This is a genomic window from Nocardioides aurantiacus (genome assembly GCF_003752505.1).
Classification (GTDB): Bacteria; Actinomycetota; Actinomycetes; order Propionibacteriales; family Nocardioidaceae; genus Marmoricola; species Marmoricola aurantiacus.
The window spans coordinates 510,293-531,180 of the sequence record NZ_RKHO01000001.1 but is presented as its reverse complement, the minus strand read 5'-3'; the positions used below and the strand labels follow the sequence as shown (position 1 = coordinate 531,180).

Genomic DNA, 20,888 nt, shown 5'->3' with positions numbered 1-20,888 from the left:
CTCCGAGGGGGCGGGGGTCGCCGCTGTCGTGACCAGGTCGACCGCGGCCGACCAGATCGGCACCCCCGACCTGGCCGAGCTGTTGCGTCGCTGCGGACGCGGCGACGAGCAGGCTTTCGCCTCGCTGTACGACGCGATGGCCGCGCGGGTCTTCGGACTCGCCAAGCGCGTGGTCCGCGACCCGGCCCAGGCCGAGGAGGTCACGCAGGAGGCGTTCCTCGACATCTGGCGCAGCTCGGGACGGTTCGACGAGTCCCAGGGCCACGCCGTGTCGTGGATGCTCACCGTCGTGCACCGCAAGGCGGTCGACCGGGTCCGCTCGGCCGAGGCCAGCACCCGCCGCGACACGACCTACCACCACGAGAACCACGCCACCGAGCACGACTCGACCGCCGAGGCGGCCACCGCGTCGCTCGAGGCACACCGGGTCCGCCAGGCGCTGGCGGGCCTCACCCAGGCGCAGCGCGAGGCGCTCGACCTGGCCTACTTCAAGGGCTACACCCACAGCGAGGTCGCCACGATGCTGGACCTCCCGCTGGGCACGGCCAAGACCCGAATCCGAGACGGCCTGATCCGCCTCCGCGACCACTTGGGGGTGGGACAGTGACCACGTCGATCCACGCACTGTCGGGCGCGTACGCCGTCGACGCGCTCGACGACGACGAGCGCACCGGCTTCGAGGCGCACCTGCCCGGCTGCCGCGACTGCCAGGTCGAGGTCGCCGAGCTGCGTCGCGCCGCCGCCGAGCTGGCCCACGACGTCGCCGAGGAGCCTCCGCCCGCGCTGCGCGCCTCGGTGCTCGCCGCGATCTCCACCGTGCGTCCCCTCCCCCCGGAGACGACGACCGAGCCCGCCCCCGAGCCGATGTCCGCCACCGCTCCTGCGGGCAACGTGGTCCCGCTGGGCCGCAGCCGGCGTCGTCGTCTGGCCAACCTGGCCGTCGCCGCCGCGATCCTCGGCGTCGTCGGCGCGGGTGCGGTCACGCAGCCCTGGAACCCCGACCCCACCAGCCCGTCGCGCAACCTCAGCGCCGCCGACCGGGTGCTCTCGGCCCCCGACGCCGAGGCCGTCACCCAGCGCTTCCCCGACGGCTCCAGCGCCACCGTCACCCGCTCGGTGAGCGAGGGCCGCGCCGTGCTGTCGACCAAGCGGATGGCCGCACCGCCCGAGGGCAAGGCCTTCGAGATGTGGCTGCGCATCGACGGCCGGATGGCTCCGGCCGGGCTGATGACCGACGGGGGCGACCAGACCTTCGTGCTCACCGGCGACGGCGCCGCCGCCACCGCGGTCGGCATCACCCTCGAGCCCGAGACCGGGTCCGCGGCCCCCACGAGCGACCCGATCGCCTACCTGGAGTTCGAGGGCACTGCATGAGCCGTCCCACCCCTGACCGTGTCGCCGTCGTCGGCAGCGGGGTCGCCGGGCTGATGGCCGCCCACGTGCTGACGCGCGGCGGCAGCCGGGTCACCCTCTACGAGGCCGACAGCCGCCTGGGCGGCCACGCCGACACCCACGACGTCGAGACCGGTGACCCGCGCGTCGGCCGCATCGGCGTCGACACCGGCTTCATCGTCCACAACCACCGCACCTACCCCCACCTGCTGCGTCTCTTCGACGAGCTCGGCGTCGCGACGCAGGAGTCGGAGATGTCGATGTCGGTGCGCTCCGACGCGCGCGTCGACCGCCAGGGCGGCCTGGAGTACGCCGGTGCGCTCGGCGCCTCCGGCCTGTTCCCGACCTGGCGACACGCGTTCCGACCGGCCTACCTGCGGATGCTGGTGGAGATCCCCCGCTTCCACCGGATGGCCCGCCGGCTGCTCGACGACACCGACCGGACGGCGTCGCGGGCGACCTCGGTCGCCGACGACGGCGAGACCCTGGGTGCCTTCCTGGACCGCGGGCAGTTCACGCCGCTGTTCCGCACCCACTTCATGGAGTCGCTGGTCGCCTGCGTCTGGTCCTGCGACCCGGCCGTGGCGCTGGAGTACCCCGCCCGCTACCTGTTCTCCTTCCTGCGCCACCACGGCATGCTCGGCGTCTTCGGCTCGCCCACGTGGCGCACCGTCAGCGGCGGCTCCCGCGAGTACGTCACCCGCGTCGCCGCCGGTCTGGCCGAGGTCCGCACCGGCACCAAGGTGACCGCCGTCGCCGAGACGGCCACCGGCGTCGGCGTGACCGACGGCAACGGGGCCGTCGAGGCCTACGACGCGGTCGTGATCGCCACCCACCCGCACCAGGCGCTGGCCGTGCTGGCCGACCCCACGCCGGTGCAGCGCGAGGTGCTGGAGGCGATGCCGTACTCCCCCAACACCGCGCAGCTGCACACCGACACCAGCGTGCTCCCCCGGCTGCCGCGTGCCCGGGCGTCGTGGAACTACCTGCGCCGGCCGTCGGCGCAGGACCGCACGGTCACCGTCACCTACGACATGACCCGGCTGATGCGCCTGCCCGTGCCCGCCGACGGCACCCGCTACCTCGTCACGCTCGGCGGCACCGACCTGGTCGACCAGGACCTGGTGCTCGACACGATGCAGTACGAGCACCCGATCTACACCCCCGCCTCGGTCGCCGCGCAGCGCCGGCTGCCCGAGTGCGACACCGACCGCGTCGTGCTGGCCGGGGCCTACCACGGCTGGGGCTTCCACGAGGACGGCGCCCGCAGCGGTGTCGAGGCGGCGCGCAGGCTGGGCGTGGAATGGGGTACCGAGCAGGGTTCGACCCCGCCCGTCGAGCCCCCGCGTGAGCCCACGGCGTACGCCACGACGATCCGCCACACCCGCCGCCGGCCGTTCCGCCGCAGCTTCGAGCACCGCTCGACCACCTGGCTGGTCGACCTCGACCACGTGCCCGCGCCCGCCGGTCCCGGCGGCGTGCTGGGCAGCTTCGAGGCCCGCGACCACCTCGGCGACCCCGCCGGCACCCTCAAGGGCAACGTCGAGCACTTCCTGCGGCTCCAGGGCGTGGAGCCCGACGGCGGCCGGATCGTGATGGCCGCCAACGCGCGCGCCCTGGGCCACTGCTTCAACCCGATCAGCGTGTTCTGGTGCCACCGCCGCGACGGCGCGCTGGCCGCGGTGGTCGTCGAGGTGCACAACACCTACGGCGAGCGCCACGCCTACCTCGTGCACCCCGACGCCCAGGGCCGGGCGCGCACCGAGAAGCAGATGTACGTCTCGCCCTTCCACGGCACCGACGGCTGGTACGACGTGGCTGTGCCCGTCCCGACCGACCGGCTCCACGTCGCCGTGACCCTCCACACCGACGACGGGGCCACCTTCAGCGCCTCGCTCGACGGCGAGCGCACCTCGACCAGCACGCTGCGGGCCGCCCCCGCCGCGCTGCGCCACACCGTGCTCATCCACGTCCACGGCCTCTGGCTGTGGGCCCGACGCCTGGGCGTGCGACCGCGCCCGGAGCACCCACGACAGGAAGGGGTCACCCGATGACCACCATCCCCTCCCGCACCCGCTCGGCCTGGCCGGACCTCGACGTCGTCCCCTCGGGACGACGTGCCGACGTCGCGGCGCCGATCGCGCGCAAGATCTTCCACGCCGCCGTGAAGCGGCTGCCCGTCACCGTCCGCGACGGCGGCGACGTGATCGGCCTCGGCGGGCCCACGATGACGGTGCGCCGCCCGGCGGAGTTCTACCGCCGGGTGGGCCACGACGGCCTGATCGGCTTCGGCGAGGCCTACCTCACCGGGGCGTGGGACGCCGAGGACCTCGGGGGCTTCCTGACCGTGCTCGCCGCCGAGATGCCGCGGCTGGTGCCGGGCTGGATGCAGAAGCTGCGCAAGGTCTACGTGCAGCGGCCGCCGTCGATGCACCGCAACACCACCAGCAACACCCGCGACAACATCGCACACCACTACGACCTGTCCAACGACCTCTTCGGGCTCTTCCTCGACGAGACGCTGAGCTACTCCTCGGCGCTGTTCGACACCTCGGTGACCCGCGTCGTGGCCGACGGGCGCCGACACCTCGTCGCGGCGCCGCCCGAGGCCGCCGACGAGCCGCTGGCCGAGGCCCAGGCCCGCAAGATCGAGCGGCTGCTCGACCGGGCCGGCGTCGGCGAGGGCACCCGCGTGCTCGAGATCGGCACCGGCTGGGGCGAGCTGGCCGTCCGCGCCGCCCGCCGCGGCGCGACGGTCCACTCGGTGACGCTGTCGAGCGAGCAGCTCGAGCTCGCCGAGGCCCGGGTCGCCGAGGCCGGCTTCTCCGACCGGGTCGAGATCGCGCTGTGCGACTACCGCAAGGTCGAGGGCGAGTACGACGCGATCGTGTCCGTCGAGATGGTCGAGGCCGTCGGCCACGAGTACTGGTCGACGTACTTCCGCACGATCGACCGGCTGCTCGCCCCCGGCGGCAGGGTCGGCATCCAGGCGATCACGATGCCCCACGACCGGATGCTCGCCACCCGGCAGACCTACACCTGGATCAACAAGTACATCTTCCCCGGCGGCTTCCTGCCCTCGGTGCAGGCGATCGACGAGATCGTCACGGCCGACACCTCGCTGCGGATCAGCGACCGGCTCTCCTTCGGGCGCCACTACGCCGCCACCCTGCAGCGCTGGGACGAGACCTTCGCCGCGGCCCACGAGGAGGTCGCCCGGCTCGGGTTCGACGAGACCTTCGAGCGGATGTGGCACTTCTACCTCGAGTACTCCCGGGCGGGCTTCGCCTCGGGCTACCTCGACGTCCAGCAGCTCACCTTCGAGAGGACCACGTCGTGACCGCGACCCAGGAGCGACCGACCGACGCCCGCCCGACCGACGCCGGGGTGGCCCCGCGGCTCGCCGAGGCCCTGCGTCCCTTCGTCGGCGGCGACCTGCCGGTGCGGCTGCGCGCCTGGGACGGCTCGGAGGCCGGGCCCGCCGGCGCCCCGCTGGTCGAGCTGCGCTCCCCCGACGCCATCCGCCGGTTGCTGTGGCACCCGGGCGAGCTCGGGGCCGCGCAGGCCTACGTCACCGGCGAGCTCGAGGTCCACCACGACCTCGACGAGGCGCTGACCCACGTCTGGTCCGTCGCCGCCGAGCGCGGCCTGTCCGGCGTCCGCCCCTCGCCCGGTGCCTTCGCCCGGGCGCTGCGCACCGCCGTCGACGTCGGCGCCGTCGGCCGCCCGCCCCGCACGCCCGACTCGCAGGCCCAGGTCAAGGGCCGCCTCCACAGCAAGCTGCGCGACCGGCGCGCGATCAGCCACCACTACGACCTGTCCAACGAGTTCTACTCGTTGATCCTCGAGCCCCAGATGGCCTACTCCTGCGGCTACCACACCAGCGACGACCCGGCGTACACCGTGGAGGACGCGCAGCGCGACAAGCTCGACCTCGTCTGCACCAAGCTGGGCCTCGAGCCCGGCATGCGCTTCCTCGACATCGGCTGCGGCTGGGGCTCGCTGTCGCTGCACGCCGCCGAGCACTTCGGCGCCCAGGTGGTGGGCGTGACCATCTCCGCGGAGCAGAAGAAGTTCATCGACGCCCGGATCGCCGAGCGCGGGCTGGAGGACCGGGTCGAGATCCGGCTCCAGGACTACCGCGAGATCCCCGAGGCCCACGGCCGCGGCGCCGGACCGTTCGACGCGGTCGGGTCGCTGGAGATGGGCGAGCACGTCGGCGAGCGCAACTACGACACCTACGCGCAGGTGCTGCACGACGCCGTGCGTCCCGGCGGCCGGGTGCTGATCCAGCAGATGTCGCGGGCGGGCGGCCGCAAGGGCCACCCCGGCGGCGGTCCCTTCATCGAGTCCTTCATCGCCCCCGACATGACCATGCGGCCCGTGGGCGAGACGGTCGCGTTCCTCGAGCGCGGGGGGCTCGAGGTGCGCGACGTGCACGCCATGCGCGAGCACTACGTCAAGACGGTCGCGGGCTGGCTGGAGAACTTCGAGCGCAACCTGGACCGGCTCACCGAGCTGACCAGCGAGGAGGTCGTCCGCGTCTGGCGCCTCTACCTCGTCGGCGGCGCGATGGCCTTCCGCGACGGCCGCATGGGCGTCGACCAGATCCTGATGGTGCGGCCCGGAGCGGCGCACACGCTGGCCGCGGTGCGACACTCCTGACGTGCTGACCGTCATCCTGGCCTCCTTCGCCGCCGTCGCGGTCCTCATGGCGGCCACCGCCGTCGTCGCCCGGCGGTTCGACCGGGTCGTCGTCGTCGACGCCACCTGGGGCCTCGGCTTCGTCGTCGTGGCGCTCGTGTGCGCGCTGCTCGGCGACGCGCCCGTGCGCTGGCTGCTGCTCGTCATGGTCGGCGTCTGGGGCCTGCGGCTGTTCCGGCACACCCTCACCCGCCTGCTGGCCAGCGGCGAGGAGGACCCGCGCTACGCCGAGCTGCTCGACGGCAAGCCGTTCTCCTACGCCGTCACCCGGGTCTTCCTGACCCAGGGCGTGGCGATGTGGTTCGTCTCGCTGCCGGTCCAGGTGGCGGCGGTGACGGAGACCCGCTGGACGTGGCTGGTCGTCGTCGGCGTGGTCGTGTGGCTCGTCGGGCTGGTCTTCGAGACCGTCGGCGACGCCCAGCTGGCGGCGTACCGCAAGCAGCCGAAGGAGTCGCGCCCGAAGGTGATGGACCAGGGCCTGTGGCGCTACACGCGGCACCCGAACTACTTCGGCGACGCCTGCGTGTGGTGGGGCATCTGGCTGGTCGGCCTCGGCGGCGGCCTGGTCGGACTGGCGACCGTCCTCTCGCCGGCCGTGATGACCTACTTCCTGGTCTTCGCCACCGGCGCCAAGCTGCTGGAGAAGACGATGATGCAGCGCGAGGGCTACCCGGAGTACGCCGAGCGCACCTCGATGTTCGTCCCCCTCCCGCCCCGGAAGCAGCCCGTCTCCTAGGCTCCCGGGGTGACCTCGGACATCGGCCTGGCCCTCGACACGGGCTCCCTCGCCCTGGTCGGGCTGCTGAGCCTGGCCGCCGTGGCCGTGGTGGTCCTGACGGTGCGAGCGCTGGCGCCGCGGCGCGGCTGGACCGCCGACGCGACCGCCGCGCTGACCTGGTCGTCGTCGATGGCGGTCGTGGCCGTGGTGTGCGCCGTGCTGTGGGCCTTCGTGCTGGGCGAGCGGACCTTCGTCACGGTCTACGACACCCGGACGGGTGCGCCGCCGGATCCCGTGCTCACCCTGGTCTGGCTCCCGCTCGTGATGGCGCTGCTCTGGTCCGTCCTCCACGTGCTCCGCTCGGGCACCGGCCACCACTCGCCGCTGCTCGGCGTCCCGGTCGTCGTCGCCGTGCCGGCGCTGTGGCTGGTCTCCGCCCCGCTCCAGGTCACCGTCTTCACCATCGGCATCCTCGGGCCGCTCACCTGGCTCGGACTGGTGGTGTGGCTGCTGGGCCAGGCACTGGTGGCGCTCGGTCGCTCCTGGCTCGGGGACGTGGCGGTCTGGGTCGGCGTCGCCCTCGTCGCCGCGGACGCCTGGCCGGGCTACGTCGGCCTGGTCTCGCCCCTCGTGGTCGCGGCGCTGGTGCTGTTCCAGCGCCGCCGCGGGGCGACGGCCCCGCTCAGCTGACGCGCTTGGGCACGCCGGGCGTGGCGGCGTCGGGCCGCCGCAGGTAGAGCGGGTCGGGCCCCAGCAGCTCGAACCGCTGCTGCTGCACCACCTCGGCCAGCACGGCCGCGTCGGGCTGCTCGGGGCCGCGGGCGTCGGGGAACGCCTCGGGGTAGAGCACGGCACCCCGGCCCACCACGGGGCCGCTGACGTCCGCGTCCAGCGGCTTCACGACGAGTGGTCCGGACGTGCGGCGGCCCCCGGCGTACGTCGCGAGGTAGACCTCCTTGCGGCGGGCGTCGGTGGCGACCGCGAGCTCGTCGAGACCGGCGTCCATCGCCGCGGCGGCCAGCACGTCGAGGGTGCAGACGCCGTGGACGGGGATCCCGCGGGTCAGCCCGAGGGTGCGGGCGGTGACCAGGCCGACGCGCAGGCCGGTGAACGGCCCGGGGCCGACCCCGACGGCGACGGCGGTGAGGTCGCGGACGGTCGCGCCGGCGTCGGCCAGCACGCGGGCGATGCCCGGCGCGAGCATCTCGCCGTGGCGCATCGCCTCGTCCGCGGCGTACGACGCGACGACGGACGTGCCGTCGTGGAGGGCGACGGTGACCCGGGACGTGGCGGTGTCGAAGGCGAGCAGCACGGGCGTGAGCCTAGAAGACCAGCTCGCGCCACCGCGGGCCGACGGGCGTCAGGGTGAGCGAGCGGACGTCGTCGTCGCCGCGCTCCAGGCTGATCTCGAGCCGGCTGTGGGCCAGCGTCTCGGCGAGCCCCTCCCCCCACTCCACGACCGTGACCGCCTCCTCGATGTCGGTGTCGAGGTCGAGGTCGTCGAGCTCGGCGGTGTCGCCGAGCCGGTAGGCGTCGACGTGGACCAGCGGCAGGCCACCGGTCAGGGAGGGGTGCACCCGGGCGATGACGAAGGTCGGCGAGGTGACGTCGCCGCGCACGCCCAGCCCCTGTCCCAGGCCCTGGGTCAGGGTCGTCTTGCCGGCCCCCAGGTCGCCGGTGAGGATCACCATGTCGCCCTCGCGCATCAGGGTCGCCAGCCAGCCGCCGAAGGCGCGGGTGTCCTCGGCGGTGGGGAGGACGCGGCGCACGGGCAGCAGCTTGAGCATGGTGAGGCGGTTGCCGTTGCGGCCCGCCTCGACGAAGCCGAAGTGCCGCCACATCGCGACCGTCCTCGGCAGCTCCACCCGGGCCTCGAGCTCGATGCCGCCGAAGTGCCGCTCGGTGGCGATCCGCATCGCCTCGGCCGTCAGCCGGGCCGCGACGCCGAGCCCGCGGGCGCTGCCGAGCACGCCGACCCGGCGCAGCCCCAGCATCCGGCCGCGCAGCTCGAACAGCAGCGAGCCGACCGGGCGTCCCTCGTGCTCGACGAGCAGGCCGCCGTGCTCGTCGAGCGCCGCGCGGACCGACTCCTCGGTCTCGTCGAGCGCGGTGGCGGGCGGGTCCAGCGGGGGCCGGTCGCCGAAGGCCTCGTGGATCACGGCCAGCACGTCGGCGGCGCGGCTGCCGTCGACCATGGTGATCACCGGCTCGTCGGACGGGGTCACCGGGCGGCCTCCTCGACCAGCTCGACGAGGGTGGCGTTGACGCGCTCCCGGTCCTCGAAGATGACCATGTGGCCCGATCCGTCGGACTCCACCAGCCGGGCGTTGCGGATCAGGGCGGCCATCTTGCGGCTGTGCCCGATCGAGGTCAGCCGGTCCTTGGTGCCGCACACGATCACCGTGGGCACGGTGCGGAACAGCTCGAGGCTGGCGAACTTGTCGAGGGTGGAGAAGTTGGGGAAGAAGGCGGCCAGCACCTCGAACGGCGTACCGGCCAGCATCTCGTCGAGGAACTCCACCTCCGCGGCGGGCGCGTCGTGGCCGAAGGCGAACATCTCCGAGACCAGGAAGCCGATGTTGGAGCCGCCGCGCCGGGCGGAGTCCACGAGCTCGGGCGCCATCGCCAGCGCGGCCACGAGCCGCGGCGCCACCAGCTGGCCCAGGCCGTCGGGGATGAAGCGGCTGACGGTCCGGTGGGGCTTGAGGCCGCCGGCCGTGGTGGCGATCAGCGCCACGCCGCGCACCCGGTCGCGGAACACCTCGGGGTGGCGCTCGGCGAACGCGACGATCGACATCCCGCCCATCGAGTGGCCGACCAGCACCACGTCACCGTCGGGCACGAGCTGCTCGAGCACCCCCGCGAGGTCGTCGCCGAGCTGGTCGATGTTGACGTTCTCCTTGGCCGACCGCTCCGAGCGGCCGTGGGAGCGCTGGTCGTAGAACGCCATCCGGTAGCGGCCGCGCAGGGCGTCGCGCTGGAAGTGCCAGCAGTCGAGGTTGAGCGCGAAGCCGTGCACGAACAGCAGCGTCGTCCCCGACGCCGCGTCGGCGCCGTCGGCGGGCTCGTCGAGCTCACCGTGCAGCACCACGCCGTCCTCGCACGTCACCGGGCGAGCCGGGGAGCGCAGTGAGCCGAGCCGGTCGGCCTCGGCGGCGCCCTCGCGCCGGGCCGCCACCACCCGCTTCTCCACCACGACCCCGCTCGCCAGGGCGGTGACGGCCGCGACCGCCATCCCGCCCGTCGCGTAGGCCAGCCTGCGCTTGCTCACCGCTCGTCCTCCCCCACCCAGGAGCGGACCTGGCGGCCGCCCATCCGCGTCACGACCTCGTAGCCGATGGTGTCGCACCACGCCGCCCAGTCCGCCGCCGTCGGCTCGCCGGCCGACCCGGGGCCGAGCAGCAGCACCTCGTCGCCGGCCTCCGCCCCCGCCGCCTCGACGACCAGCTGGTCCATGCAGATCCGGCCGAGCACCGGGCGGCGTACGCCGGCCACCAGCAGCTCGGCGCGCGAGGACCCGTGGCGCGGCACGCCGTCGCCGTAGCCCATCGGCACCAGCCCGACGCGGGTCGGCGCGGGGGCGGTCCAGGTGTGGCCGTAGGAGACCCCGTCGCCCTCCGCCAGCTCCTTGACCATCACCAGCCGGCCGCGCACCGTCATCGCGGGCACCAGTCCCAGCTCGTCGCTGGTGGCGACCTCGGGCGCCGGGCTCACGCCGTACGACGCGATCCCCAGCCGCACCAGGTCGTGCCGGGCGCCGGGGTGCCACAGCGCGCCCGCGCTGTTGGCCAGGTGGCGCACCTCGGGCTCCAGGCCCGCGTCGGCCACCAGGGCCAGGCCGTCCTCGAAGGCCGCGAGCTGCGCGGCGTTGGCCGGGTGGCCGGGCTCGTCGGCGCAGGCGAGGTGCGACCAGACACCCGTGACGCGGACGTCGCCGTCGTCCTGGGCGTGCCGTGCCGCGGTGACCAGCGCGAGCCAGTCGTCGCGCGCGGCGCCGCCGCGGGACAGGCCCGTGTCGAGCTTGAGCTGCAGCCGCGCCGGGCGACCGGCGACCCGGGCGCCGCGGACGACCTCCTCGAGCTGGGCGACGGAGTACGCCGTGACGTCGACGTCGGCGCTCACCAGCGGGGCGAAGTCGTGGCCGGGGGCCGCGAGCCAGCACAGCAGCCGACCGGCGTCGCCGGCCTCGCGCAGCGCCAGCGCCTCGGCCGGGGTCGCGGCGCCGAGCCACTCCGCGCCGGCCTGCCGGGCCGCGCGCGCCACGGGGACGAGGCCGTGGCCGTAGGCGTCGGCCTTGACCACGACCATCACCTGGCCGCGCTCGTCGGCCGGACGGTCGCCCCAGACCAGCTCGCGGAGCCGGCGCACGTTGTGCCGGACGGCCCCCAGGTCGACCACGACCTCGGCGTCCGGGCGCGGGCGCAGCGTGGGGTCGGAGGCGTCCATGGCCCGCACATCCTCCCACCCGCGCGGGGTCAGGCGAGCAGCCGCCTCACCGTGGCCGGGATGGCATCGGCCACGGCCGAGGCCTGCAGCGGCCCCCCGTCGGCGGCCAGCGCGGCGGCCGCGCCGTGCAGCCACGAGCCGACCGACGCGGCGTCGTACGGCTCGAGGCCGGAGGCCAGCAGCGACCCCACCAGCCCGGCGAGCACGTCACCGGCGCCCGCCACGGCCAGCCACGGCACGCCGCTGGTGGTGGCGCGGACCCGGCCGTCGGGGTGGGCGACGAGGGTGTGGCGTCCCTTGAGCAGCACCACCTCGTCGTACGCCGCCGCGGCCCGCCTCACCCAGCCCAGCTGGTCGGCCTCGACCTCGCTGCGCCCGACGTCGAGCATCCGTGCCAGCTCACCGGCGTGCGGGGTCAGCACCAGCCCGCGCGAGCCGTCGGGGTGCGGGGCGAGGTGCACCAGCGCGTCGGCGTCCACCACGGCGGGCACCCCGTCGGCCAGCGCCGCGGCCAACGCCTGCTCGGCGTCGGCGTCGCCGCCCGAGCCCACCACCCAGGCCTGCACCCGCCCGTCGGAGACCACGACCTCGGGATGGCGGGCGCGCACCGCGTCGGCCGCCGACCCCTGGTAGCGCACCATCCCGGCGAGCCCCGAGACCGCCGCCGAGGTGGCCAGCACCGCCGCGCCCGGGTAGGTCGCCGAGCCGGCGTGCACGCCCACCACGCCGCGGGTGTACTTGTGGTCGAAGGGCCCCGGCCGGGGCAGCAGCATCGCGACGTCCTCGGCCTGCAGCGCCTCCAGCGCCGGGGCGGGCAGGTCCAGCCCCAGGTCGACGAGGTGCACCACCCCGCACGCCAGCGCCGCCGGGTCGACGAGGTGGGCGACCTTGTGGGTGCCGAAGGTGACGGTGAGGTCGGCCCGCACGTGCGACCCGTCGGTGTGCCCGGTGTCGGCCTCGACCCCCGACGGCAGGTCGACGGCCACCACCGGCACCCCGGTGAGCCCGGCGAGGACCTGCTCGGCCTCGGGCCGCAGCCCCGGCCGGCCGCCGATGCCGACGATGCCGTCCACGACCACGTCGGGCCGGCGGGCCCGCTGCGGCTCGACCACCCGGCCCCCGGCGCGGCGCAGCGCGGCCAGCCCGGCCTGGTGGGTGCGCTCCGAGAGCAGCACCGCCTGCACGGAGGTGCCGCGCCGGGCGAGCAGCGCTCCGGCGTACAGCGCGTCACCGCCGTTGTCCCCGCCCCCGACCAGCAGCAGCACCCGCGCGCCGTACGTCGCCCCGAGCAGCTCGGCCACCGCGGTCGCCAACCCGGCCGCCGCGACCTGCATCAACGCCCCCTCCGGCAGCCGCACCATCGCGGCCTGCTCCGCAGCCCGCACCTGCTCGACCGTGTGCGCACACCTCATCCCCCCAACCTAGGCAGTCGTGAGGCTGAAAGGGCGCTGGGGCGTCCTCTCAGCCTCACGACCCGGTGCCTGTGGACGTACGACGGCCCCGCTCGCCGGCTTCGGGGAGGGTGCGGGCATGGACGACCTCGTCATCGCCCGCCTGGCGGCCGCCCAGTCCGGCCTCGTGGCGCGGCGCCAGCTCCGCGCCCTGGGCTGCGACCACAAGCGGGTCCGCAACCAGCTCGCCGCCCGTCGGTGGGCCGAGCGGTCGAGCACGGTCGTGAGCACCTTCACCGGACCGCTCGATCGGGAGGCGACGAGGTGGCTGGGACCGCTGCACGTCGGCGGCGACGCCGTGGTGGGTGGCCTCAGCGCCCTGGAGGTCCGGGGGCTGCGTGGCTGGCAGCGCGACGAGGTGAGCGTGCTCGTCGACGACGAGGTGCTGGTCGAGGACCTGCCCGGGGTCGTCTTCACACGCACCCGGCGTACGCTCGCGCGGTTCCGCGACCGCACCAGCGTCCTGCCGCTGGCGCGGGTCGAGCCGGCCGCGCTGCTGTTCGCCGGCTACGACCGCTCCGTGCGCACCGCCCAGGGACTGCTGGCCGCGGTGGTCCAGCAGCGCCTCACCACGCCGACGCTGCTGCTCGACGAGCTGGTCTCGATGCGACCGCTGCGGCGGGCGGCCCTCTTCCGCGGCGTGCTGCGCGACATCGAGGGCGGGGCCCAGTCCCTGGCCGAGCTGGACCTCGGCCGGCTCTGCCGTCGCCACGGCGTCGCACCCCCGCACCGGCAGCGTCGGCGGCGCGACAGCGCGGGTCGCCTCCGGTTCCTGGACTGCGAGTGGCGGCTCGCGGACGACTCCGTGCTGGTGCTGGAGATCGACGGCGGCTTCCACATGGAGGTCGCGCACTGGGAGGACGACATGACCCGCCAGCGCCGGCTCAGTGGACCGGGCCGGGTGATCGTGCGGTGCAGCAGCCGTGAGCTGCGCGACGAGCCGGAGGCGGTCTTCGACGACCTCGCCGCCCTCGGACTGCCGGGTCGTGAGTCCCAGAGGGCGTCCTAGCGCCCTCTCAGCCTCACGACTCCAGGACGACGAAGGCGAGAGCGACTCCGGCGTCGTGGGAGAGGGAGAGGTGGGGGCGGGCGGGGCCCACGGCGGCAGCGACGGTGCCGCGCAGCACGAAGGAGGGGGCGCCGGCGGCGTCGGTGACGACCTCGGCGTCGTGCCAGTCCAGGCCGGCGGGGGCCCCGAGGGCCTTGCTGAGCGCCTCCTTGGCGGCGAACCGGGCGGCCAGCGAGGCGAGCGGCAGGGCCGCCTCGGCGGGGGTGAACAGCCGCTCGCGGACCGACGGGGTGCGCGTCAGGGTGGCCTCGAACCGCGCCAGGTCGACGACGTCCGTGCCGATCCCGACGATCACACGCTCACTCGACGGTGACGGACTTGGCCAGGTTGCGCGGCTGGTCGACGTCGTGGCCCATGGCCGTGGCCAGCTCGCACGCGAAGAGCTGGAGCGGGACGGTGGCCACGACCGGCTGCAGCAACGTGGGTACGACGGGGAGCCGGATCAGCTCGTCGGCGTACCGGGTGACCTCCTCGTCGCCCTCCTCGACCAGCACCAGGGTGCGGGCGCCGCGGGCGCGGATCTCCTGGATGGCGCTGACCATCTTGTCGTGCAGCTGGTCCCGTCCCCGGGGAGGCATCACGCAGAAGACGGGCAGCCCCTCCTCGATGAGCGCGATCGGACCGTGCTTGAGCTCGCCGGCGGCGAAGCCCTCGGCGTGGATGTAGGCCAGCTCCTTGAGCTTCAGCGCCCCCTCGAGGGCGACGGGGAAGCCGGCGTGGCGGCCCAGGAACAGCACCGACCGGGTGCCGGCGTAGGTGCGGGCGAGCTCGTAGACCTGCTCGGCGGAGTCGAGCAGGCACTGCACGTGGTCGGGCATCTTGGCCAGCTCGTCGACCACCGCGGCGATCTCGTCGCCGAACTTCGTGCCGCGCACCTGGGCGAGGTAGAGGCCGAGGAGGTAGCAGGCGATCAGCTGGGTCAGGAAGCCCTTGGTCGAGGCGACGCCGATCTCGGGCCCGGCGTGGGTGTAGATCACCGCGTCGGACTCGCGCGGGATGGTCGAGCCGTTGGTGTTGCAGACCGCGAGGACCCGCGCCTTCTGCTGACGGGCGTAGCGGATCGCCATCAGGGTGTCGGCGGTCTCGCCGGACTGGCTGATCGCCACCACCAGGGTGTTGCGGGTCAGGATCGGGTCGCGGTAGCGGAACTCGTGGGCCAGCTCGACCTCGCAGGGGATGCGGGTCCAGTGCTCGATGGCGTACTTCGCGACCAGGCCGGCGTAGTTGGCGGTGCCGCAGCCGATGATCACGATCTTGTCGACCTCGCGCAGCTCGTCCTCGGAGATGCGGACCTCGTCGAGCTGCAGCAGCCCGTCGCCGTCGTGGCGGCCCAGCAGCGCGTCGGCGACGGCGCGGGGCTGCTCGAAGATCTCCTTGCGCATGAACCAGTCGTAGCCGTCCTTCTCGGCGGCCGAGAGGTCCCAGTCGACGTGGTAGCGCGTGCCCTCGGCGGCGTGGCCCTCGAAGTCGGTCACCTCGACGCCCTCGGCGGTGATGGTGACGACCTGGTCCTGGCCCAGCTCGAGCGCCTCGCGGGTGTGCTCGATGAAGGCCGCGACGTCGGAGCCGAGGAAGTTCTCGCCCTCGCCGAGCCCGACCACCAGCGGGGAGTTGCGCCGCGCGGCGACCACCCGGCTGGGGTCCTGGGCGTCGATCGCGACCAGGGTGAAGGCGCCCTCGAGCCGGCGGCAGGTGGCCTGCATCGCCCGGGTCAGGTCGTCGCACTCGGTCAGGGCGACCTCGAGCAGGTGGGCGGCGACCTCGGTGTCGGTCTCCGAGAGCAGCTCGTGGCCGGCGAGCTCGAGCTCCTCGCGCAGCGTCACGAAGTTCTCGATGATGCCGTTGTGCACCACCGCGGCCCGGCGCTTCTCGCCGAGGTGGGGGTGGGCGTTGGTGTCCGTCGGGGCGCCGTGGGTGGCCCAGCGGGTGTGGCCGATGCCGGTGGTCGCGGCCGGCAGCGGCGACTCCTCCAGCGCGGTGACGAGGTTGGCGAGCTTGCCGGCCCGCTTGTCCGAGGCGATGGCCCCACCGTCGATGACGGCGATCCCGGCCGAGTCGTAGCCGCGGTACTCCAGGCGACGCAGGCCCGCGATCACCACGTCGTGCGCCTGCTGGGGTCCGACGTACCCGACGATTCCACACATGGGCAGCAGCATAGGTGGGTGCGGACGTCGTCCGACGCCCCGGACGTCCTAGGGTCGGGGGCATGTCGAACGGGTCGCACGGCCTGCACGCGGGCGAGAGCTCCCCGTACGTCGAGCTGGACCGCACCGCCTGGGCGGCGCTGGGTCGGGCCACCGAGCAGCCGCTGTCGGCCGACGAGATCGACCGCGTCAAGGGCCTCGGCGACCAGCTCGACCTCGACGAGGTGCAGCAGGTCTACCTGCCGCTGTCGCGCCTGCTGAGCCTGTACGTCGAGTCGGCCGGCCAGCTCCACCGCAGCCAGGAGGAGTTCCTCCACCAGCGCCAGCCGCCGCGCACGCCCTTCGTGATCGGGCTCGCCGGGTCGGTGGCGGTCGGCAAGTCGACCACCGCCCGCGTGCTGCAGCACATGCTGGCCCACTGGCCCGAGCACCCGCGGGTCTCGCTGGTGACCACCGACGGCTTCCTGCTGCCCAACGCCGAGCTGAGCCGCCGCGGGATCCTGCACCGCAAGGGCTTCCCGGAGTCCTACGACCGCAAGGCGCTGCTGAAGTTCGTGGTCGACATCAAGTCGGGCCGCGACGAGGTCGAGGCGCCGACCTACTCCCACCTCGTCTACGACGTCGTCCCCGACGAGAAGGTCGTGGTCAGCAGCCCCGACATCGTCATCGTCGAGGGCCTCAACGTGCTGCAGGCCGCCGGCGTGCGCCAGGACGGCCGCGTGGGCCTGGCCGTGAGCGACTTCTTCGACTTCTCGGTCTACGTCGACGCGGCCACGAGCGACATCCGCCGGTGGTACACCGACCGGTTCCTGCGGCTGCGCGGGACCGCCTTCCGCGACCCGCAGTCCTACTTCGCCAAGTACGCCGCCCTGACCCACGACGAGGCCGTGGCCGAGGCCAGCCGCATCTGGGACGAGATCAACGGGCCCAACCTGAAGCAGAACGTCCAGCCCACCCGCTCGCGCGCCACGCTGGTGCTGCGCAAGGACCACGACCACTCGGTGCGGTGGGTCAGGCTGCGCAAGCTGTGAGGGGCTGAGCATGCTGCACCTGCGCCTGCGCGTCCCCAGCGACCGGACCGACTCGGTCGTGGAGCTGCTCGACCAGGACCCCACGGTCACCAACCTCGCGGTGGTCCCCCACGGCTTCCGCAAGCCCGCCGGCTGCCTGGTCCTGGCCGACGTCGCCCGCGAGAACGCCACCGCGGTCGTCGGACGGCTGCGCGACCTGGGCCTGCACCACCACGGCTCCATCAGCATCGGGGAGATCGACACGATCCTCGCGCGCTCCGCCGACGAGGCCGAGCGGGTCGCGCCGGGGGCACCCGACGACGGCGTGGTGTGGGTCTCGGTGGAGCAGCGGCTGCGCGAGGACTCGCGACTGTCCTGGGCCTTCGTAGCCTTCATGACCCTGGCCACCCTGATCGCCGGCGCCGGACGCATCCTCGACCAACCGATCCTCATCGTCGGCGCCATGGTCGTCGGACCGGAGTTCGTGCCCATCGCCGCCGTCTGCTTCGCGCTCGCCCGGCCGCGACCCTCGCTGCTGCCGCGCGCACTGGGCGCCCTGGGTGCCGGGTTCGCCATCGCGCTCGCGGTCGCCACGACCGTCTGGGCGGTGGCGTACGCCGCCGGCGGCTTCACGCGGACCCAGGCCGGGACCGGGGAGCTGACCGACTTCATCGTCAGTCCCGACGCCTGGTCGTTCGTGGTCGCGGTCCTCGCGGGCACGGCCGGCGTGCTCTCGCTGACCACCGGCAAGTCGGGTCCGCTCGTCGGGGTCTTCATCTCGGTCACCACGATCCCCGCCGTCGGGACCCTGGCCATCTGCCTGGCCTGCGGCATCTGGGGCGAGGCCGCGTCGGCGTCGCTGCAGCTGGGGATCAACCTGCTCGGCATCGTGCTCGCCGGCACCCTCACCCTGCTGGTGCAGCGCCTGGTGTGGAGCCGGGTAGCCCGGGGTCGACGACGGGAGGTCGCGCCGTGACCGAGCCCCCTCCCCCGACCCGCTGGGAGCTGGCCGGGGACTCGCGCGAGTCGGGCTACGTCCGCACCTTCCTCGAGCAGCACGAGGCCGGCTCCGGTGACGACGGCGAGGCGCGGCTGGCCGACGTCCTGGCCCCGCGCGGCGCCCGGGTGCTCGACGCCGGCTCCGGCGTGGGCCGGGTGGCCGAGGCGCTGCGCCGCCGCGGCCACGACGTCACCGCGGTCGAGAAGGACGCCGCGCTGGTGGCGATCTCGCGCGAGCGGTTCCCCGACGTGGGCGTCGTCGAGGCCGACCTGCTGGCGCTCACGCCGGAGCTGCTCACGACGCACGGCCGGCCCTCGGCGTACGACGTGGTCGTGGTGGTCGGCAACGTGATGGTCTTCCTCGCCGACGACACCCAGGTCGAGGTGCTCCGGGTGCTGGCCGGGCTGCTGGCCGAGGACGGCTGCCTGCTCGTCGGCTTCCACCCGGTGGCCGGACCGACCGGCAGCCGCGACTACCCCGCCGCCGAGCTGCGCGAGCACGCCGAGGAGGCCGGGCTGCGGCTCGACCTGCTGGCCGGGAGCTACGACCTCCGGCCGCCGGGCGAGGACTACGTCGTGGCGGTGCTGCGTGCTCAGCGACCGGCGCCGGACGCGCGGTAGCGCCGCTCCGGACGCCCGGCGCCGCCGTACTGCAGCCGCACCACCGCGTCGCCCGTGGCCACGAAGTGCTCGAGGTAGCGCCGCGCGCTCACCCGCGAGAGCCCCAGCCGCTCGCCGGCCTCGGCCGCGGAGAGCTCCTCGCCCGCGTGCAGCGCGGCCCGCACCAGCTGGCCGGTCTCGGCGCTGAGGCCCTTGGGCAGCGGCGGCGGCCCGGCGGCGGCCGGGGTGACGGCGCCGAAGAGCCGGTCGATGGTGTCCTGGTCGGCCTGCCCCCCGCGCAGCGCGCCGAGCGCCTGCGCGACGTGCTGGAGTCGGCCGGCGAGGTCGTCGTACTCGAAGGGCTTGACGAGGTACTGCGTCGCGCCGCCGTGCAGCGCCTGCCGCACCGTCTCGGCCCCCCGCTCCGCGGTCACCATCAGCACCCCCGCCTCGGACCCGGCGGCACGGAGCCGGGCCAGGACCTCCAGGCCGCTGAGGTCGGGCAGGTGGACGTCGAGCAGGACGATGTCGGGCCCGAGCCGGGCCGCGAGCTCGAGCGCGTCCGCGCCGGTGCGGGCGCTGCCGACGACCTCGAAGCCCTCCGTGCGCTGCACGAACCGCTCGTGGACGCTCGCCACCATGAAGTCGTCGTCGACGACGAGCACGCGCAGGGGCGTGGGGCTCACGGGACCCTCCTGGTGGCGGAGTAGGGCAGCCGGACCGAGAACACGGCCCCGTCGCGCTGGTGGACCTCGATGCTCCCACCCCGCTGCGCGCAGATGAGCTGCACCAGCGGCAGCCCGATGCCGCGACCACCGAGGACGTCGGGCTTGGTCGACCAGCCCCGCACGAAGATCGCCCCGCGCAGCTCCTCCGGCACGCCGGGACCGTTGTCGCCGACCTCGACGTGGAGGAAGGAGGTGCCCGACTGGAGCGCCACGGTCACCTCGGCGCCGGCGCGGCCGCTGCAGGCGTCGATCGCGTTGTCGACCAGGTTGCCGAGCACGGTGGTGAGGTCCGCGGAGTCCAGCGCGACCAGCGGCGGCAGCGCGGAGTCCTCGGTCAGCTCCAGCCGTACGCCGCGCTCGGCGGCCACGCTCGCCTTGGCCAGCACCAGGGCCGCCACCGCGAGGTCGTCGATCCGGCTGGTCACGAAGTCCTCGCTCTCGGCGCGACGACGGGTCAGCGTGCCGACGAGCGAGCGCACCTCGTCGTACTCCCCGAGCTGGACGAGACCCGAGATGGTGTGGAGCTGGTTGCTGAACTCGTGGGTCTGTGCGCGCAGCGTGTCGGAGATCGAGAGGTTGGAGGACAGCTGGCTCTGCAGCGAGACCAGCTCGGTGCGGTCGCGCATCGTGGTGACGGTGCCGATCCGGCTGCCGCCGCTGGACGCCGTACGACGGTTGAACACCAGCACCCGGTCGGCGACCACCGCCACCGCGTCCTCGTCGGCCGGGGCGGAGCCGTCGAGCAGCGCCACCACCTGGTCGGCCAGCCCCAGCCCGGCCACCGGCTGCCCGACGGGGTCGGCCGGGAGGGCGAGCAGGTCGAGCGCGGCGTCGTTGACCATCGTGACCCGGCCGTCGGTGCCGACGGCGAGCACGCCCTCGCGGATGCTGTGCAGCAGCGCCTCGCGGTGGTCGGCCAGCCGGGCGATCTCCGAGGCGCCCAGGCCGTGCGTGCGGCGCTTGACCACCCGCGAGACGACGTAGGTGCCGAGCACGCCGAGCAGGGCGCCGAGCCCCAGGAACAGCGCCAGGTTGGCCGCGCTCGAGGTCAGCCGCTCCCACACCGAGGGGTAGTCCTGCTCGACCAGCACCAGCCCGACGAGGTCGCCCTCCTGCCCGTCCTCGTCGGAGAGCACCGGGGCGCGGGCGGCCACCACGGTGGCGCCGTCCACCTCGCGCAGTCCCGACCACTGCGCGCCGGCCCGGCCCTCGACCGCGATGCGCTCGCCGACCCGCAGCGGGTCGGAGCTCACCAGCACCTCGCCGTCGGGGGTGGCGATGTCGATCTCGTCGGCAGCCGAGGTGGTCAGCGCCGCGTCGAGGGTGGGGGCGAGCTCGTTGATGGTGTCGCGGGCCGAGGTGCCGGTGGCGCGGCCGGAGGCCTCCTCCAGCTTGGTGCGCACCTGGAAGGTGTCGGCGACGTACTCCGCGACGCCGCGCATCTGCGACCCCGACTGCGCCCGGAAGGTCGCGCCCGACTGCCGCAGCGAGATCACCGCGACGAGGGCGAGCACCCCGACGACGACCACGAGCTGCAGGACCAGCACCTGAGCGGCCAGGCTGGGGTCGCGGCGACGGCCGGACGTGACGGTGACCACAACGACCGCAACCTCCTTTGCTTCCGCAA

The 20,888-nt window shown here is 74.3% G+C and carries 20 protein-coding genes; 11 read left to right on the top strand and 9 right to left on the bottom strand.

The annotated features are described in order from the left end of the window. Positions 1-28 precede the first annotated feature (28 nt). Genes sigK through EDD33_RS02595 form a run of 7 tightly spaced genes read left to right on the top strand, consistent with a single transcriptional unit; the run spans position 29 to position 7,504 of the window. Positions 29-607: an ECF RNA polymerase sigma factor SigK gene (gene sigK, locus EDD33_RS02625; RefSeq protein WP_211332389.1), complete on the top strand. Its 579-nt coding sequence runs from the start codon at positions 29-31 to the stop codon at positions 605-607. Next, positions 604-1,374 (top strand): anti-sigma factor, encoded by a 771-nt coding sequence (locus EDD33_RS02620; RefSeq protein WP_123388981.1) that lies wholly within the window; start codon positions 604-606, stop codon positions 1,372-1,374. The genes sigK and EDD33_RS02620 overlap by 4 nt, the downstream gene beginning before the upstream one ends. Then, positions 1,371-3,446: an FAD-dependent oxidoreductase gene (locus tag EDD33_RS02615; protein ID WP_123388980.1), complete on the top strand. Its 2,076-nt coding sequence runs from the start codon at positions 1,371-1,373 to the stop codon at positions 3,444-3,446. The genes EDD33_RS02620 and EDD33_RS02615 overlap by 4 nt, the downstream gene beginning before the upstream one ends. Further along, positions 3,443-4,732 carry an SAM-dependent methyltransferase gene (locus EDD33_RS02610; RefSeq protein WP_123388979.1) on the top strand — a complete coding sequence of 430 codons (1,290 nt, stop codon included), beginning with the start codon at positions 3,443-3,445 and terminating at the stop codon, positions 4,730-4,732. Before EDD33_RS02615 ends, EDD33_RS02610 begins: the two co-directional genes overlap by 4 nt. Then, complete coding sequence (locus EDD33_RS02605; RefSeq protein WP_211332388.1) at positions 4,729-6,057, top strand: SAM-dependent methyltransferase; 1,329 nt, start codon at positions 4,729-4,731, stop codon at positions 6,055-6,057. Before EDD33_RS02610 ends, EDD33_RS02605 begins: the two co-directional genes overlap by 4 nt. A gap of 1 nt (position 6,058) precedes the next feature. Continuing rightward, positions 6,059-6,832: a DUF1295 domain-containing protein gene (locus EDD33_RS02600; protein ID WP_246003326.1), complete on the top strand. Its 774-nt coding sequence runs from the start codon at positions 6,059-6,061 to the stop codon at positions 6,830-6,832. A gap of 9 nt (positions 6,833-6,841) precedes the next feature. After that, positions 6,842-7,504, top strand: coding sequence for a DUF1295 domain-containing protein (locus EDD33_RS02595; protein WP_123388978.1), 663 nt, complete (start codon positions 6,842-6,844; stop codon positions 7,502-7,504). On the opposite strand, the gene tsaB is transcribed toward EDD33_RS02595, so the two are convergent. The 5 genes from tsaB to EDD33_RS02570 are packed head-to-tail and all read right to left on the bottom strand — an operon-like array spanning position 7,497 to position 12,672. Then, positions 7,497-8,126, bottom strand: a complete 630-nt coding sequence (gene tsaB / locus EDD33_RS02590; protein ID WP_123388977.1) for a tRNA (adenosine(37)-N6)-threonylcarbamoyltransferase complex dimerization subunit type 1 TsaB — start codon at positions 8,124-8,126, stop codon at positions 7,497-7,499. The genes EDD33_RS02595 and tsaB overlap by 8 nt on opposite strands. A gap of 10 nt (positions 8,127-8,136) precedes the next feature. After that, positions 8,137-9,039: a tRNA (adenosine(37)-N6)-threonylcarbamoyltransferase complex ATPase subunit type 1 TsaE gene (gene tsaE / locus EDD33_RS02585; RefSeq protein ID WP_246003325.1), complete on the bottom strand. Its 903-nt coding sequence runs from the start codon at positions 9,037-9,039 to the stop codon at positions 8,137-8,139. Further along, positions 9,036-10,085, bottom strand: coding sequence for an alpha/beta fold hydrolase (locus EDD33_RS02580; protein ID WP_246003324.1), 1,050 nt, complete (start codon positions 10,083-10,085; stop codon positions 9,036-9,038). The genes tsaE and EDD33_RS02580 overlap by 4 nt, the downstream gene beginning before the upstream one ends. Continuing rightward, positions 10,082-11,260, bottom strand: a complete 1,179-nt coding sequence (gene alr, locus EDD33_RS02575) for an alanine racemase (RefSeq protein WP_123388976.1) — start codon at positions 11,258-11,260, stop codon at positions 10,082-10,084. The genes EDD33_RS02580 and alr overlap by 4 nt, the downstream gene beginning before the upstream one ends. Before the next feature lie 29 nt (positions 11,261-11,289). Continuing rightward, a complete protein-coding gene (locus tag EDD33_RS02570; RefSeq protein ID WP_123388975.1) occupies positions 11,290-12,672 on the bottom strand; it encodes an NAD(P)H-hydrate dehydratase in 1,383 nt (460 codons plus the stop codon). A 118-nt stretch (positions 12,673-12,790) separates the two neighbouring features. Between EDD33_RS02570 and EDD33_RS02565 the strand changes: the two genes are divergently transcribed. Further along, entirely contained in the window at positions 12,791-13,720 is a 930-nt protein-coding gene (locus EDD33_RS02565) for a PDDEXK family nuclease (protein WP_123388974.1), read from the top strand. A gap of 13 nt (positions 13,721-13,733) precedes the next feature. Here EDD33_RS02565 and EDD33_RS02560 read toward each other — a convergent pair whose 3' ends face one another. Together EDD33_RS02560 and glmS are read right to left on the bottom strand one after the other, a co-directional pair. After that, positions 13,734-14,075, bottom strand: coding sequence for a holo-ACP synthase (locus tag EDD33_RS02560; RefSeq protein ID WP_123388973.1), 342 nt, complete (start codon positions 14,073-14,075; stop codon positions 13,734-13,736). A gap of 4 nt (positions 14,076-14,079) precedes the next feature. Beyond that, a complete protein-coding gene (glmS, locus tag EDD33_RS02555) occupies positions 14,080-15,924 on the bottom strand; it encodes a glutamine--fructose-6-phosphate transaminase (isomerizing) (protein WP_123392917.1) in 1,845 nt (614 codons plus the stop codon). Positions 15,925-15,986: 62 nt separating this feature from the next. Between glmS and coaA the strand changes: the two genes are divergently transcribed. Genes coaA through EDD33_RS02540 form a run of 3 tightly spaced genes read left to right on the top strand, consistent with a single transcriptional unit; the run spans position 15,987 to position 18,554 of the window. Further along, entirely contained in the window at positions 15,987-16,955 is a 969-nt protein-coding gene (gene coaA / locus EDD33_RS02550) for a type I pantothenate kinase (protein ID WP_123388972.1), read from the top strand. 10 nt (positions 16,956-16,965) lie between these two features. After that, complete coding sequence (locus EDD33_RS02545; RefSeq protein ID WP_123388971.1) at positions 16,966-17,910, top strand: DUF389 domain-containing protein; 945 nt, start codon at positions 16,966-16,968, stop codon at positions 17,908-17,910. Next, positions 17,907-18,554 carry a class I SAM-dependent methyltransferase gene (locus EDD33_RS02540; RefSeq protein WP_211332387.1) on the top strand — a complete coding sequence of 216 codons (648 nt, stop codon included), beginning with the start codon at positions 17,907-17,909 and terminating at the stop codon, positions 18,552-18,554. The genes EDD33_RS02545 and EDD33_RS02540 overlap by 4 nt, the downstream gene beginning before the upstream one ends. Here the strand turns inward: EDD33_RS02540 and EDD33_RS02535 are convergent. After that, on the bottom strand, positions 18,527-19,219 hold the full coding sequence (locus EDD33_RS02535; protein ID WP_246003323.1) for a response regulator: 693 nt from the start codon (positions 19,217-19,219) through the stop codon (positions 18,527-18,529). The two genes, EDD33_RS02540 and EDD33_RS02535, sit on opposite strands and share 28 nt — an antisense overlap. After that, complete coding sequence (locus EDD33_RS02530) at positions 19,216-20,859, bottom strand: sensor histidine kinase (RefSeq protein ID WP_211332386.1); 1,644 nt, start codon at positions 20,857-20,859, stop codon at positions 19,216-19,218. Before EDD33_RS02530 ends, EDD33_RS02535 begins: the two co-directional genes overlap by 4 nt. Positions 20,860-20,888: the final 29 nt, after the last annotated feature.